14 protein-coding genes are annotated in these 15,215 nt (G+C 57.9%); 10 read left to right on the top strand and 4 right to left on the bottom strand.

Translation table 11 applies throughout. The annotated features are described in order from the left end of the window. Positions 1–246: 246 nt before the first annotated feature. Positions 247–864 (bottom strand): type II secretion system protein, encoded by a 618-nt coding sequence (locus G5137_RS15470; protein WP_421172251.1) that lies wholly within the window; start codon positions 862–864, stop codon positions 247–249. A 41-nt stretch (positions 865–905) separates the two neighbouring features. Between G5137_RS15470 and G5137_RS15465 the strand changes: the two genes are divergently transcribed. The 7 genes from G5137_RS15465 to deoD all read left to right on the top strand — a co-directional run bounded on the left by G5137_RS15465 (position 906) and on the right by deoD (position 8,127). After that, positions 906–1,685 carry a TatD family hydrolase gene (locus G5137_RS15465; RefSeq protein WP_216952865.1) on the top strand — a complete coding sequence of 260 codons (780 nt, stop codon included), beginning with the start codon at positions 906–908 and terminating at the stop codon, positions 1,683–1,685. 216 nt (positions 1,686–1,901) lie between these two features. Further along, on the top strand, positions 1,902–3,176 hold the full coding sequence (locus tag G5137_RS15460; protein ID WP_005340466.1) for a NupC/NupG family nucleoside CNT transporter: 1,275 nt from the start codon (positions 1,902–1,904) through the stop codon (positions 3,174–3,176). A 125-nt stretch (positions 3,177–3,301) separates the two neighbouring features. Then, the gene (locus G5137_RS15455; RefSeq protein WP_005340467.1) at positions 3,302–3,472 is read left to right on the top strand and encodes a XapX domain-containing protein; all 171 of its coding nucleotides are present in this window, start codon (positions 3,302–3,304) and stop codon (positions 3,470–3,472) included. Between the two features lie 424 nt (positions 3,473–3,896). Then, positions 3,897–4,670 (top strand): deoxyribose-phosphate aldolase, encoded by a 774-nt coding sequence (gene deoC, locus G5137_RS15450; RefSeq protein ID WP_005340468.1) that lies wholly within the window; start codon positions 3,897–3,899, stop codon positions 4,668–4,670. 109 nt (positions 4,671–4,779) lie between these two features. Further along, positions 4,780–6,111 carry a thymidine phosphorylase gene (gene deoA / locus G5137_RS15445; RefSeq protein WP_005358033.1) on the top strand — a complete coding sequence of 444 codons (1,332 nt, stop codon included), beginning with the start codon at positions 4,780–4,782 and terminating at the stop codon, positions 6,109–6,111. Between the two features lie 14 nt (positions 6,112–6,125). Beyond that, positions 6,126–7,334, top strand: coding sequence for a phosphopentomutase (locus G5137_RS15440; protein ID WP_421206092.1), 1,209 nt, complete (start codon positions 6,126–6,128; stop codon positions 7,332–7,334). Positions 7,335–7,410: 76 nt separating this feature from the next. Further along, entirely contained in the window at positions 7,411–8,127 is a 717-nt protein-coding gene (deoD, locus tag G5137_RS15435) for a purine-nucleoside phosphorylase (RefSeq protein ID WP_040096807.1), read from the top strand. Positions 8,128–8,187: 60 nt separating this feature from the next. Here the strand turns inward: deoD and G5137_RS15430 are convergent, their stop codons facing one another. Next, positions 8,188–8,823, bottom strand: a complete 636-nt coding sequence (locus tag G5137_RS15430) for an AhpA/YtjB family protein (RefSeq protein WP_219265291.1) — start codon at positions 8,821–8,823, stop codon at positions 8,188–8,190. 119 nt (positions 8,824–8,942) lie between these two features. Between G5137_RS15430 and serB the strand changes: the two genes are divergently transcribed. Together serB and G5137_RS15420 are read left to right on the top strand one after the other, a co-directional pair. Then, entirely contained in the window at positions 8,943–9,953 is a 1,011-nt protein-coding gene (gene serB / locus G5137_RS15425) for a phosphoserine phosphatase SerB (protein ID WP_216952868.1), read from the top strand. A 28-nt stretch (positions 9,954–9,981) separates the two neighbouring features. Continuing rightward, positions 9,982–10,887 (top strand): alpha/beta fold hydrolase, encoded by a 906-nt coding sequence (locus G5137_RS15420; protein WP_216952869.1) that lies wholly within the window; start codon positions 9,982–9,984, stop codon positions 10,885–10,887. Positions 10,888–10,925: 38 nt separating this feature from the next. Here the strand turns inward: G5137_RS15420 and G5137_RS15415 are convergent, their stop codons facing one another. Beyond that, the gene (locus tag G5137_RS15415; protein WP_421206094.1) at positions 10,926–13,307 is read right to left on the bottom strand and encodes a PilZ domain-containing protein; all 2,382 of its coding nucleotides are present in this window, start codon (positions 13,305–13,307) and stop codon (positions 10,926–10,928) included. Between the two features lie 100 nt (positions 13,308–13,407). On the opposite strand from G5137_RS15415, the gene radA reads away from it, so the two are divergent. Next, positions 13,408–14,775: a DNA repair protein RadA gene (radA, locus tag G5137_RS15410; RefSeq protein ID WP_005341318.1), complete on the top strand. Its 1,368-nt coding sequence runs from the start codon at positions 13,408–13,410 to the stop codon at positions 14,773–14,775. A 56-nt stretch (positions 14,776–14,831) separates the two neighbouring features. On the opposite strand, the gene G5137_RS15405 is transcribed toward radA, so the two are convergent. Then, the gene (locus tag G5137_RS15405) at positions 14,832–15,212 is read right to left on the bottom strand and encodes a PilZ domain-containing protein (protein ID WP_216952871.1); all 381 of its coding nucleotides are present in this window, start codon (positions 15,210–15,212) and stop codon (positions 14,832–14,834) included. Positions 15,213–15,215 lie beyond the last annotated feature (3 nt).

The following is a 15,215-nucleotide window of genomic DNA, read 5'->3' as shown; positions in this document are numbered from 1 at the left end:
TCTATCTCAACCGACCGCAAAAATTGGGATGGCTTGCTCCCCTTGTCGACTCTGATTAGGATGGTTTTTGACCTGAACCTGTTGGCGGAGGTGTGACGATGAAAGGGGTATTGCTGCGTTGGCTGGCCCGTTACGATGCGTGGTGCGAGGAGTGGGGGCTCACTCAGGAGAACCGGCGCTGCTGCACACCGGTTCGTTATAATGAGGACTCAAGCAAAGAGCGAGCTTGCGCAGAAGAGGCTGAGCTCAATCAAAATTGCGGGTCACGGCACCGGTAACACTGTTGTACTCGAAGCCGAGGCCGTTGGGGTGATCCGGGAAGCGGCCGATAGAATCACGCAGGATATAGCGGCAGTTGTGATGCTCTAACCCTCCGATCTCAGTTTGGTCATCTGCAATAATAAGTTCGGAACTATAGTCAGTTTCAGTGTTGTTATTGTCTAAGTCAGGAACAGTCTGCTCTGTATCAAGTAATCCAGTGAAGAGTAGCTTGCAGTCATCTTCGTTGTTAACAGAGATCTGGTTTTCGTTAGAGCCAGGTGGAAATGTTGTATCTGGCGCTTGGTTATAGTCCTCTTTCGTGCCTACAGGCCAACCATAGCGATTAATATCAAGATCGCCTTTGCCAAAGCTACTCAAGTTGTAGAGCCCGATAGACTCCCCCTTCACTTTCACCGACCAGCCGGCATTTGCCAGTTGAACTGCACTGGCAAAGCTGCCAGCAGTCGCCGAGACCGTGCTTTTCAGGGCATCATCCTTGATATTGATAAAGCGTGGCAGGGCGGTGACGGCCAGGATCCCCAGCACTATGATCACCAACACCAGTTCAATCAGGGTAAAGCCGTTGTTTCTGTTGTTCATCATGTTCAATGACCCATTAAATACCGCAAACAGGTGTGAGTGATATGCAGCTGATAGATACCCATTGCCATCTCGACTTTCCGGTGTTCGACCAGGACAGGGAGGCGCTGCTGGCCCGTTGCCGGGCATTAGGGGTGACGCAGTATATCATTCCTGCCATCGCAGAGGATAACTGGACTCGTGTGATGGCACTGGCAGATCAGCATGACGGCCTTTTTTATGGTTTGGGCATTCATCCCTGGTATACCGGTGAGCAGCGGGAGGGGGTGATGGAACGGCTGCGAGCGTTGGTGATGAGTCAACCTGCCAGGCTGGTGGCCATTGGTGAGTGCGGGCTGGACCTCCGTTCTCACGTGCCGCAGGAGGGGCAGCTTGCGCTGTTTGAGGCTCAGATCCGGCTGGCTGCTGATGCTGGGCTCCCCCTGATGATCCACTCGGTGCGCGCCAATGACACTGTGGTCAAGCTGTTGCGCCGCTTCAAGCCGCCTCGTGGCGGGGTGATCCATGCTTTCAGCGGTTCGTTGCAGCAGGCGGAGGCTTTCTGGCAACTGGGCTTTCGGCTCGGGGTGGGCGGGGTAATCAGTTTTGAGCGGGCGAACAAGACGCGAGAGGTATTTCGTGCTATGCCGCTCGAGGCCCTGGTGCTGGAAACCGATTCGCCCGATATGCCGTTACAAGATGAGCAAGGCACTCGGAATACCCCGGAAGCGCTGCCGAAAATAGCTGAAATATTGATGACTTTGCGGGAGGAATCATCGGTAGATGTTGCTAAGGTGTTATTTGAAACTGCCCGGCATATTTTCCATCACGACCCATTGCCATGAAACAAATTCGCAACACCTGATTTAGTTGTCAGGAAAAAAAATGAGCGTAAAAATCGTTTGCTGTCTAATTTTGTGACACTTGGACATTTTGATAACGATAAAATGTGACCAGCATTCTATTTTATCGGACTTTAATTAGTATAATGCGCTCCCCTTGATTAGTTGGGTTTGATAACAACTCGCTAACAAGCCAGGTGCTACTAGAGGAAGATAATAATGAATTTGTTCATGGGTCTGGTAGGGATGGCGACGCTCGTCCTTATCGCGGTGCTGTTCTCCAGCAATCGCAAGGCAATCAACGTCCGTACCGTTGTCGGTGCGTTCGCAATTCAAGCCGGTCTGGGGGCGTTTGTTCTCTATGTTCCGGTTGGTCGCGATATCCTGGTCGGCGTGTCCGACGCGGTATCCAGCGTGATCAGCTACGGCCAGAACGGGATCGACTTCCTGTTTGGCGGTCTGGTCAGCAACAAGATGTTTGAAGTGTTCGGTGGCGGCGGCTTTGTTTTTGCCTTCCGTGTTCTGCCGGTCATCATCTTCTTCTCCTCCCTGATTGCAGTGCTCTACTACCTGGGCATCATGCAGATGGTCATCAAGTTGCTGGGCGGCGGTCTGCAGAAAGTACTGGGTACTTCCCGCACCGAATCCCTGTCTGCAACTGCCAACATCTTCGTCGGTCAGACCGAAGCGCCGCTGGTGGTTCGTCCTTACATCGCCAAGATGACTGACTCCGAGCTGTTCGCCGTCATGTGTGGTGGTCTGGCTTCCGTTGCCGGTTCCGTACTGGCAGGTTACGCCTCCATGGGCGTGAAGATGGAGTACCTGATTGCTGCCTCCTTCATGGCTGCACCGGGTGGTCTGCTGTTCGCCAAGCTGCTGGTTCCCGAGACCGAGACCCCGAACTACGACGAAAGCTCTGCCGATGCCGAGCTGGATGACAAGCCTGCCAACGTCATTGACGCTGCTGCTGCTGGCGCCTCTGCCGGTATGCAACTGGCCCTGAACGTCGGCGCCATGCTGCTGGCCTTCATCGGTCTGATTGCCATGATCAACGGCATCTTCTCCGGTGTGGGTGGCTGGTTCGGTTATCCGCAACTCTCTCTGGAACTGCTGTTGGGCTGGATCTTCTCCCCGCTGGCCTTCCTGATCGGTGTGCCCTGGAATGAAGCAGTGGTTGCCGGTTCCTTCATCGGTCAGAAGCTGGTAGTGAACGAGTTCGTGGCTTACCTGAACTTCGCTCCGTACCTGAAAGACGAAGTGCTGATCAACGGTGTGGCCATGTCCGATCACACCAAGGCGATCATCTCCTTCGCGCTGTGTGGTTTTGCCAACCTCTCCTCCGTTGCCATCCTGCTGGGTGGTCTGGGGTCCATGGCGCCGAACCGCCGCGGTACCATTGCACGCTTTGGTCTGAAAGCCGTACTGGCTGGCTCTCTGTCCAACCTGATGTCTGCCACTATCGCAGGCTTCTTCCTGGCACTGTCCGGCATGTAATCGCCGCCTGACTGACAGGGTATAAACACGAACGCCACGGCATCTGCCGTGGCGTTCGCGTATGGAGCGGTGACAACCGTTTTCCTATCTAAACTAATAATAAAATGAGTCAAATCGGAGGTTATATGAATGAAGTGCTACTGGCGATGGTGGCCGGCTTTATAGTTGGTTTGTTGTTTTCTTTCCTCAAATTGCCGATCCCGGCGCCTCCTGTTTTATCCGGGGTAATGGGGATCGTCGGGGTCTATTTGGGGGGATTGGCCTACTCCTGGATCCTGACTCGTTTCTTTTCGTAAGGCTTTTTTAGACCTGGATTTGCCAGATGTGAGGTACCTCTGAAATTGGCAAATCCGGCTTGCAAACAGGGGGTATCTCGGCTGAAATAGGCATTGCCAGCAGGGTGCTGGTAATGACTAATACTCGATGAAATCGGGTGTTGGCGGTCAAATGGAATTGATTGGGAAGTCGGGTCAGATGTTGTCGGCCTTTCTCAAGTCTTCATGGAACCAAGTCCGCACTTTTGTAAGAAAGTGACAGGGCTCTTGCCTTATTTACAGTCGCAGTGCCTGCAGGGTGTTTTGAATAGCATCCCGATAGTGCCGGTGCCTTCGCACTGTAATTCCATTCCCGTATAGCTGGGGATTACTGCCTGTGCATCCATCGCTGGATGGTATGGTGGTGCCCGGTTATCTGGATTAAATCGAGACTTTGGAGAACAGAATGACTGATCTGAAAGTGGCCGCTCAGCGCGCCCTGAACCTGATGGACCTGACCACCTTGAACGATGACGACACCGATCAGAAGGTGATCGACCTGTGCCATAAGGCCAAGTCACCGGCTGGCCTGACTGCCGCCGTCTGCATCTACCCCCGTTTTATTCCTATCGCTCGCAAGACACTGCGTGAGATCGGCGCTGCCGACGTACGCATTGCGACCGTGACCAACTTCCCGCACGGCAACGACGACATCGAGATCGCCGTGGCCGAGACCCGTGCCGCTGTCGCCTACGGTGCTGATGAAGTGGACGTAGTGTTCCCGTATCGCGCCTTCATGGCTGGCAACGAACAGATCGGTTTTGATCTGGTCAAAGCCTGTAAAGAGGCCTGCGGTGCCAACGTGCTGCTGAAAGTGATCATCGAAACCGGCGAGCTGAAAGAAGAGGCGCTGATCCGTCGCGCTTCCGAGATCTGTATCGATGCTGGTGCCGACTTCATCAAGACCTCCACCGGCAAGGTGCCGGTCAATGCGACCCCAGAAGCGGCCCGCATCATGATGGAAGTGATCAAGGCCAAGAATCCGAAAGTCGGCTTCAAGCCAGCTGGTGGCGTGAAAGATGCCGCCGTTGCCGGTCAGTACCTGGCCATGGCCGAAGAGATCCTCGGCAACGACTGGGTATCCGCCCGTACCTTCCGCTTTGGTGCATCCAGCCTGCTGGCCAGTCTGCTGGCCACTCTGGGGCATGGCGACAAGCCGGCCAACACCAGCGGTTACTAATAGGTCGATGAGAGGGCGGACAGCTGTCCGCCCTGTTAGCCCCCACCATGCGGTGTGCGGGCAAAGATTCAGGCTTGTGTAACGCCAGCAATGGCGGAGGGAATGAAAGATGTTTTTGCCTCAAGAAATTATTCGCAAGAAGCGCAACGGTGAAGCGCTCAGTACCCAAGAAATTCAATTCTTCGTTCAGGGCATTACCAACAACACCATCGGTGAGGGGCAGATTGCCGCGCTGGCGATGGCGGTCTACTTCAAAGACATGACCATGGATGAGCGGGTTGCCCTGACCTGCGCCATGCGCGACTCCGGCATGGTATTGACCTGGGATCACCTCAATCTGGGTGGCCCGATTGTCGACAAGCACTCCACCGGCGGGGTGGGTGACGTTGTCTCCCTGATGCTTGGCCCGATGGTCGCTGCCTGCGGCGGTTTCGTGCCGATGATCTCCGGCCGTGGTCTGGGCCACACCGGCGGCACCCTCGACAAGCTGGACGCCATTCCCGGCTACCAGACCTCGGTCGACAACGACCGTTTCCTGAAAGTGGTGAAAGAGGCGGGCGTGGCCATCATCGGCCAGACCGGCGATCTTGCCCCCGCTGACAAGCGTATCTATGCAGTACGTGACATTACTGCCACCGTCGAATCCATCGCGATGATCACCGGCTCCATCCTCTCCAAGAAGCTCGCCTCCGGGCTCGAAGCGCTGGTGATGGATGTGAAAGTGGGCTCCGGCGCCTTTATGCCAACCTTCGAAGCCTCCGAAGAGCTGGCCAAGAGCATTGTGGCCGTGGCCAACGGTGCCGGTTGCCGCACCTCTGCGCTCTTGACCGACATGAACCAGGTGCTGGCCTCCAGCGCCGGTAACGCGGTGGAAGTACGTGAAGCGGTGCGCTACCTGACAGGTGAATACCGCAACCCGCGCATCCACGAAGTGACCATGGCGCTGTGCGCCGAGATGCTGATCTCCGCCGGTCTGGCCAGCGACGAGCGCGATGCCCGCACCAAGCTGCAGGCGGTGCTGGATAACGGCAAGGCGGCCGAGATCTTCGGTCGCATGGTGACAGGTCTCGGTGGCCCGGCCGATTTCATGGAGCGTTACGACGCTTACCTGCCCAAGGCAGCCATCGTACGCCCGGTCTTCGCGGCCAACAGCGGCTTCGTGACCGCCATGGATACACGCGAGCTGGGTCTGGCGGTGGTCGCCATGGGCGGTGGTCGCCGCGCTGCCGGTGACAAACTTGATTATGCGGTCGGTCTGACCGACTTTATCCGCCTGGGTCAAAGCGTTGATGCTGACAAGCCGATCGCGATGATCCACGCTCAGACTGAAGAGCAATATGCTCAGGCTGCCAGCATGGTGCAGGCGGCTGTCCGGATTGGTGGCGAACGGCCGGAGGCACTGCCTGAAGTGTACCGCCGTATCACCTTGGCCGATTTGTAACAAGGGGAAGACCCATGAAACGTACCTTTATTCTGATGATGGACTCTTTCGGTATTGGCGCTGCTGCCGACGCCGACAAGTTCGGAGATGTGGGCGCCAACACCCTTGGCCATATCGCCAAGGCGTGTGCGGCAGGTGAAATTGAAGGCCGTGGCGCCCTCAATCTGCCGAACCTCAACCAGCTGGGTCTGGGCCACGCCTGCGAGCAGGCCTCCGGCTACTTCCCGGAAGGGCTGAAGAAAGATATCGAGGTGGTCGGTGCCTACGGCTTTGCTCAGGAGCTCTCCTCCGGCAAGGATACCCCGTCCGGTCACTGGGAGATCGCCGGCGTGCCCGTGCTGTTCGAGTGGGGCTACTTCAAGGATCACCACAACAGCTTCCCGCAGGAGCTGCTGGACGCCATCGTCGAGAAGGCTGGTCTGCCGGGCTATCTCGGTAACTGCCACGCCTCCGGTACCCAGGTGCTGGACGATCTGGGCGAAGAGCACATGAAGACCGGCAAGCCGATCCTCTACACCTCTGCCGACTCCGTGTTCCAGATTGCCTGCCACGAAGAGACCTACGGCCTCGAGAAGCTCTATGAGCTGTGCCACATAGTGCGCGAGCTGCTGGAGCCCTACAACATCGGCCGCGTGATTGCGCGCCCGTTCGTGGGCACAGGCAAGGGCAACTTCAAGCGTACCGGCAACCGCCACGACTACTCAGTGCTGCCGCCGGCGCCGACCGTGCTGGATTACATGAAAGATGCGGGTGGCCAGGTTGTCTCCATCGGCAAGATTGCCGACATCTATGCCCAGCAGGGCATCACCAAGCAGGTGAAAGGGACCGGTCTGACCGAGCTGTGGGATCGCACGCTGGAAGAGGTGAAAGCGGCCGGTGACAACACCATCGTCTTCACCAACTTCGTCGACTTCGACTCCTCCTACGGCCACCGCCGTGATGTTGCCGGTTATGCCGGTGCGCTGGAGTATTTCGATTCCCGCCTGCCGGAGCTGTTTGAGCTGCTGCAAGATGGCGACGTGGTGGTGCTGACTGCCGACCACGGCTGTGACCCGACCTGGGGTGGTACCGACCACACCCGCGAATACATTCCGGTGCTGTTCTTCGGCAAGCCGGTCAAGGCTGGCTCTGTCGGTCGTCGCGAGACCTTTGCCGATATCGGCCAGAGCATCGCGGCTTACCACGGCCTGCCGAAACTGGCGTACGGTACCAGCTTCCTGTAATTTACCCGCCCGCCACTTCGGCGGCGGGCAATTTATAAAACAATAAAACTCAACCTAGTGTGAAGGAATCAAGAGAATGGCAACTCCTCATATCAATGCGAAAGATGGCGCCTTTGCTGATACCGTGCTGATGCCGGGCGACCCCCTGCGCGCCAAGTACATCGCTGAAACTTTCCTGGAGAACGTCGAGCAGATCTGCGACGTGCGCAACATGTTCGGCTTTACCGGTACCTACAAGGGCCGTCGTATCTCCGTAATGGGCCACGGCATGGGTATCCCCTCCTGCTCCATCTACGCAAAAGAGCTGATCACCGATTACGGTGTGAAGACCCTGATCCGTGTGGGCTCCTGTGGTGCCGTGCGTGAAGACGTGAAACTGCGTGACGTGGTGATCGGTATGGGTGCCTGCACCGACTCCAAAGTAAACCGTCTGCGCTTCAAGGATCACGACTTCGCTGCCATCGCTGACTTCGACCTGGTTGCCAATGCCGTGCAGGCCGCCAAGAACAAGGGCGTTGCCGTGCGCGTCGGTAACATCTTCTCCGCCGACCTGTTCTACACCCCGGACCCCTCCATGTTCGACGTCATGGAAAAATACGGCATCCTGGGTGTCGAGATGGAAGCCGCCGGTATCTACGGCGTGGCCGCAGAGTACGGTGCCAAGGCGCTGACCATCTGCACCGTCTCCGACCATATCCGTACCGGTGAGCAGACCACCTCTGAAGAGCGTCAGCTGACCTTCAACGATATGATCGAAATCGCGCTGGATTCCGTCCTGTTGGGCGACAACTAATCCCGCAGCCTCTGGAACCATGCAAAAACGGCGACCTCTGGTCGCCGTTTCTTTATCCGTTTACTGCGCCGCATCATTGTTGGTTGGCGGCGGGGAGGGTGGAGGACTTCGTTTTTTGTGCTTGCGCACTCGCATATAGTTGCGACGAATGCCATAGGAGATAAGCAGACCTGCCAGCAGCGCAATCAGCAATATCAGCCGCTGTTTCTCCTGAATCGTTTTGAGTCTGGTGTCCTTGTCCGCCAGCATCTGCTGCTCTTCCAGGGTGATGCGCAGGTAGCCCAGTGTCTGATCGCCATCCAGGACCTCCTGTACGAACTGGATCCGCCCCTTGCCTTGTTCCGGCATCGATTTGTTATTGTCACCGATGGGTAGCAGGCTCTCCAGCGGTACGGCCTGTTCCGACTGGGCGAGGGGAATGCCGCGTCCATCATAGAGTGTGACATCGAGGATCTCCGGCTCGGTCGCCAGATCCCGGGCCAGCCGTTCCAGCTCACTGCTGTTCTCCTCCTTGATCCAGCGCTTCATGTCGCGGGCAGCATAGGCGACCAGTGCCTGGGCGCGGTTGCGTGCTTCGGTGTGCAGCGCAGCCTGGCTCTCTCCCTGCATATGAAGGAGAACAACCAGTACCCAGCAGCCGAGCAGCAGGCCGGCTACCAGACTGAGTACACGTTTGATGGGAAGATGACGCTGCAAGCGCGAGACCTCATGCTGACAATGAGTGCCGGATCTTGGCGCTTGCCTGCGCAAAAAGCAATACGCTACTCTGGGTCAGCATTGTTAACCCCCTGATCACCAAGGAAGGCGTATCTCTTATGTTGTTGTCCCGGCTCCCCCCTCTGTTATCCGATTGGCCTGCGTTGTTGTCCGGCTCACCCTGTTGGCAGCTCAACGCCGATGCGTTGCAACCGACAGAGACCCCGCAGGCGGGCGGCTGGTTGGTACTGTTTGGCAAGGGGCTGGGCGCCTCCCATCTGACGCATCTGTCACCACTGTTGGCTGCGCAGGGGCTGGTGGCCACCCTCTATCCTCCCACCGAGGTGACGGAGGTGCCGCTGCTGCTGCTTGGCTGCGATCGCTTCTCTTCCGAGTTGGTGGCCGAGCTCAAGAGCGGTGAGTGGGAGATCGATCTCTGCCACCTGCCGGCACTACCCACCCTGAGCGAACCCGGCCTGTTGGTGATGGACATGGATTCCACCGCGATCCGTATCGAGTGCATCGACGAGATCGCGCGGCTGGCGGGGGTCGGCGATCAGGTGGCGGCGGTAACAGCTGCTGCCATGCAGGGCAAACTGGAGTTCTCCGACAGTCTGCGCAACCGGGTGGCCCTGCTGGCTGGAGCGCCGGTCACCATTCTCGACGAGGTGGCCGCCAACATGCCGTGGATGCCCGGCTTGCAACTGATGGTCGATACCCTCAAAGAGGCTGGCTGGAAGGTGGCCATCGCCTCCGGCGGTTTTACCCGTTTTGCCGGCGAGTTGCAGCAGGCGCTGGGGCTCGATGCTATCTTCGCCAACGAGCTGGCGGTGGAAGGGGGTCAGCTGACTGGCAAGGTGAGCGGGCGCATCGTTGATGCCAGCGTCAAGGCCGAGGTGTTACAGCAGCTTGCTCAGGAGTACGGCATTGCTGCCGCCCAGACCGTGGCCATCGGCGATGGTGCTAACGATCTCAAGATGATGGGCGTGGCAGGTCTTGGGATTGCTATTCATGCCAAGCCGCTGGTGCGGGCGCAGGCTGCGGCCACCCTCAATCATCACGATCTGGAGGGGGTGATCTGCCTGCTGGCGGCGCGGGCCTGCAGCGAACAACGCTGGGACAAGCGCTGACTGTGTTTCAAGGAGGAAACCAATAAAAATGGAATTGTTGCAGCAGTCTCTGTTTATCCCCTGTGGCGCCCATCAACTGCATGTTCGCCACATCAAACCCCGGGTCGCCGTGCATGGCGAGCCGATCCTGATGGTGCACGGCGCCATCGAGAACGGCCGCATCTTTTACACCGAATCGGGCAAGGGGCTGGCTTGTTTTTTGGCCCGCCACGGCTATCAGGTCTATGTGGCTGATTTGCGGGGACGGGGGCTCAGCACTCCGGCCATCGCCGAGCAGGCGGAGCACGGCCAGCACGAGCTAATCACCGAGGACTTGCCCGCCCTGCATCGCTGGATTGCCGAGCGCCATCATGGCTTCAAGGTGCACTGGGTGGCCCACTCCTGGGGTGGCGTCATCATGGCCTCGACCCTGGTGCGCTTTCCCGAGCTGGCGGAGCAGGTGGCCAGTCTGCTGTTTTTTGGTACCAAACGCGGCGTGTCGGTGCACAATCCCGAGCGCTGGCTGAAGGTGGATCTGATCTGGAATCGGCTGGCCCCCTGGCTGGCTCGCCGCCGTGGTTTTCTGGCTGCTCGCACTCTGAAGATAGGTGCTGACGACGAGCCGCTGCGCTATCTGCAGGAGACCATCCCCTGGGTCAAGTGTGGCCCCTGGCGGGATCCTCACGACGGTTTTGCCTATGACGAAGGGGCGGCACGGGTCAACTGGCCGCCACTCTGGATGATCTCTGCCAGAGCCGACAAGGTATTGGGCCATCCGACCGATGTGCGCCGTTTCAGCGACGAGATAGGCTCGGCTGCTCGTCACACCCGCCTGGGGCGTGATAATGGCAACCGGCTTGACTATGACCACATCAATATGCTGACCGCCCCGCAGGCGCAGGAGGATCACTTTCCCCGGATCCTGGAATGGCTGCTCAATCCGCAGGCAGCATGACAAAAAACAGGGCACATAGTGCGCCCGTGTCGATGGGATCAGCGGGGCGGCTGCGTGATGCCGAACCGGAACAGAGTTGCCTGGGTGGTGTCGGTCAGCTCGCCAACCCCCACGACACTCCACAACTCCTCTTCCAGCCGCTTTGCCTTGTGAATGGCGAACTTGGCGATGTAGTCCAGCTCATTGGCGATGAAGTTGGTGTCGGGGCGTCCGGTGCGGGAGATGCCGACCAGCACCGAGTAGAATTCTCCCTGCTGCAGTGCCAGCTCGATGAACTGGCGCTTCTCTTTTAGGTTGCTAAAGCTGCTGGCGAGGCGGCTGGTGAAGATGGGGAGGCCTGCCTTGGTCTGGATGCTGGCAATATAGACCTCATCTTCACGCGGTTTGTCCTCCCGCTCGATGGCTCGCAACGGATTCATCAGCAGCTCCTTGAACAACTCCCCCTGAAACAGCGGATAGAGGTTCTCCTGCTCAGGTTGCTCGGCACAGGCGGTTAACAGTTGTTGCAGGCTGCGCGGAGTGAGTGACTTGCCGATGGCGGCTGGCTTGGGGGCACCCTTCAGTTTGTTGATATAGACCGGTGAGTTGAACAGGTGGTGGGTGTAAATATTGCGCAGGGCTCGCGCCAGTCCGCGATAACGGCGCTGCTCCTGCGCCGCCTTGAGCTTGTTCTGGTTGCTCTCGATCAGCAGGCTGAAGAACTGACGACCGGTATGACGATCGGAATCCCCGTCGATACAGAGGTGCAGCACGGTGCGAGTCATGTTGAGACTAACCAGCCGGTAGGAGAGATGCTGCAGATCCATGCTCTTGGATAACTCCTGCAGACGGGGCAGGGCGATGGTCACCACATCGTTTTTCTCGCCGATAAAGGCATCTTCCAGCTCGACCTGCAGGCCATGGGCAGAAATATCTCGGGTCCAGCCAAGCCATGACTTGCCATTGTGATGGATGGCAACGGCTGTTTTGTGGATATAGCGCAGCTCCTTGCGCAACTGGACATAGTGCAGGGATTCAATCTCGAAGGGGGCAACGCCCAGCTCGTGACCAAAACGTTGCAATTCATTGGCATTATTGCCCAGCTCGCCCTCCGGGCGGAACTCCTCCCGTTGGGACTCCAGACTGATCTCCTGCAGCAGGCCGCAATACCCAATCAGTTTGAGACGTTCGAGTAACAGAATATCCTGCAGTTGCGAATTTTCGACCCCCTGCAACTGCCCTACATCTGCCTCCAGCGATTCACACGCCTCCAGTGAAAACTTGTAGACACGCCAGCTGGGACGTCGGGAGCCCACCTGGAAGAAGAGGGCGGTGAGACCACTCTGGCGCAGCTCTTCAGCAGTGGCAGAGAAGAAATAGATATGGCTGCGTACCGTGTGGGTGAAGCAGTAGATGAGGGTTTCGGTCGTGGTGCCGGGAGCAGGGCAGAGGCGTTTCATCCGTTTTGCTGAGAAGAGTCCCGCCAGGGCATCGCGGTTTTTCTCGTCGCGCCAATACTCCAGCAGGTGCTGGTTGTTCTCGGTGCGCAGTGCTATCTCGAGTGAGGGACAGTCTCCTGTGCTGAAGAAGAGCGGCATGCCGGTCATCCGTGGCAGGTAGAACTGCTCATATCCCTTGATGATGGCGGCGGAGAGCAGATAGTCGACGCTGACCCGATAGCGGATCTTGTTGGCTTCGATAAAGTCGCTGAGGAAGGCATCGAAGGCGGGCTGCTCACCGGAGCGTACCAGCCTCAGCCAATACTTCCCTTCCTTGCTCTCTTCACCGAGGATCTGGTAACCGACCGGCTGATGCAGCACCGGATTGGGGTGATCCCGCTCCAGCCCGGTAAAGAAGACCTCGACCTGAGCGCCGGTCTGGTAATTGGGCAAATAGGGGACCGAGACTCTCATGCCGCCGAGGGAAAGATCGGAACTCTTGGCGAACAACTTCTCCCCGTCATGAAGTTTGATGAGCAAGGGCGAGCTGAAGTGCATCCGCTCTTGTCGTCGCCCGTAGTAACTGGCAAAGACGATGGTGTTGACGTCGTATTGCCGGAAGGGGCTGACAGGGGGTTGCAGCAGGCCATCCACCCGGGCGTGGTGATGGTTCTTTTGCCATTGTTGCAGCGCTTCGTAAACGCCAAGGGTATAGGCGTCACGGTAGAGATAGCACTGGGACTGAAACAGTCCGATGGCCTCGGCCGGCATAAAGTGGGTGATACCGTCGAACTCGTGCACCAGGCACTCGTCCTCCAGTTCATCGCGCATGTCGATAACCCTGCGGCAAGGGGAGCATTTGCGATTGAGCTCCATCTTGATCAGAAAACGGCCGTTACTGTTTTCGTCCTGGGTCAGACGGTTGAAGATCTCTTCGAAATCTTTCTCCCGCAGCAGGGGTACAAGTTGTTCAATCAGATGTTGTTGGTGTACTGAATCCATGTGTTCCTGCCACGGAAAGTCACTTTTCCGATTCTGGGTTTGATCTGTCGGTCGCAAACAAGTATATCAAGCAGGAATTCATCCTGTCCCCGAGTTATCAATGGCTAAAAATAAAACTGCTTATGTTTGTTCCGAATGTGGTGCCGACTTCACACGCTGGCAAGGTCAATGCAGCGAGTGCAAGGAGTGGAATACCATCACCGAGGTACGCCTTGGCTCCGTCACTCCCGCAGGCAAGAGTGCCCGTTACACCGGTTATGCCGGCGCGGTCGGCAGTCAGGTACAGACACTGGCAGAGATCGCCACCACCGAAATCCCCCGTTTTACTTCCGGTTTCAAGGAGTTGGATCGGGTGCTTGGTGGCGGTGTGGTGCCCGGCTCGGCGATTCTGATCGGTGGTAACCCGGGGGCGGGTAAATCGACCCTGCTGCTGCAGACCATGTGTGGTCTGGCAGAGCGGATGAAAACTCTCTATGTCACCGGTGAGGAGTCGCTCCAGCAGGTGGCAATGCGGGCCAACCGCCTTGGTTTGCCTACCGACAAGCTACGGATGCTCTCCGAGACCAGCGTTGAGCAGATCTGCCTGATTGCCCAGCAGGAGCAGCCGCAGATCATGGTGATCGACTCCATTCAGGTGATGCATGTGGCGGATGTCCAATCTTCTCCCGGTTCGGTCTCACAGGTGCGTGAGGCAGCAGCGTTACTGACCCGTTACGCCAAGCAGAACCATGTGGCCATCTTCATGGTGGGTCATGTGACCAAGGATGGCAGTCTGGCTGGCCCCAAGGTACTGGAACACTGCATCGACTGCTCTGTGCTGCTTGACGGTGGCCATGACTCCCGTTTTCGGACTCTGCGCTCTCACAAGAACCGCTTCGGTGCGGTCAACGAGCTGGGGGTCTTTGCCATGACTGAACAGGGGATGCGCGAGGTGAGCAATCCCTCCGCCATCTTCCTCAGTCGGGGGCAGGAGCAGGCGCCCGGTTCCATCGTCATGGTGATCTGGGAGGGCACCCGGCCGCTGCTGGTGGAGTTGCAGGCGCTGGTGGATTACTCCCAGCTCTCCAACCCGCGTCGGGTAGCGGTGGGGATGGATCACAACCGGCTCGCCATGTTGCTGGCGGTGCTGCACCGTCACGGTGGGCTGCAGATGGCGGATCAGGATGTCTTCATCAACGTGGTTGGCGGGGTCAAGGTCGAGGAGACCAGTGCGGATCTGGCGCTGCTACTGGCGATGGTCTCCAGTTTCCGGGATCAGGCGCTGCCCAAGGATCTGGTGGTGTTTGGCGAAGTGGGGCTCTCAGGGGAGATCCGTCCTGTCCCCTCTGGTCAGGAGCGGCTGCAGGAAGCGGCCAAACACGGTTTTCGTCGTGCCATCGTGCCGCACGCCAATGCCCCCAAGCATCCTATCGAGGGGATGGAAGTGGTGCCGGTCAAGAAGTTATCAGAGGCGCTCGAGGCGTTATAACCGTAGCAATAGAGGCTGAATGAACAGAAAAGAGCACCATGTCTGGCCGGGCGTCGTTACGACTGGTTGTGCTCCTGATGCTCGTTCAACAGCTGTTCCAGCTCCCGATGCAGCAGCTCTTCGTCACCTACGTTGAGCTCTATCATCCGCTTGAGGTGGGTGGCACTGTCGATGTCGATGTGGTGGCAGTAGAACCCCAGCTTCTTGCTGGCTTCATGGGTTAGCTCGACCTGCATCTTGATCTCGATGTCGCTGCCACTCAGGACAAAACTGAGCTGGTACTCCTTGTTGTCACGGCTCTCCCAATCATCCGGTCGGATTAACAGGGCGCCCTGCAGGGATATGTCGACAAGCTGAGTCTGCCACTTGTGCTCCCCCTGGGTGAGTTCGGCCGTGGTCAAATAGAGGATCCGTGCAAAACGGCGGCGCTCAGACATGCT

This window comes from Aeromonas sp. 600282, assembly GCF_049175755.1.
GTDB classification, from domain to species: Bacteria; Pseudomonadota; Gammaproteobacteria; order Enterobacterales; family Aeromonadaceae; genus Aeromonas; species Aeromonas veronii_A.
The sequence above is the reverse complement of the archived record's forward strand: the minus strand, read 5'-3'. Positions and strand labels throughout refer to the sequence as shown.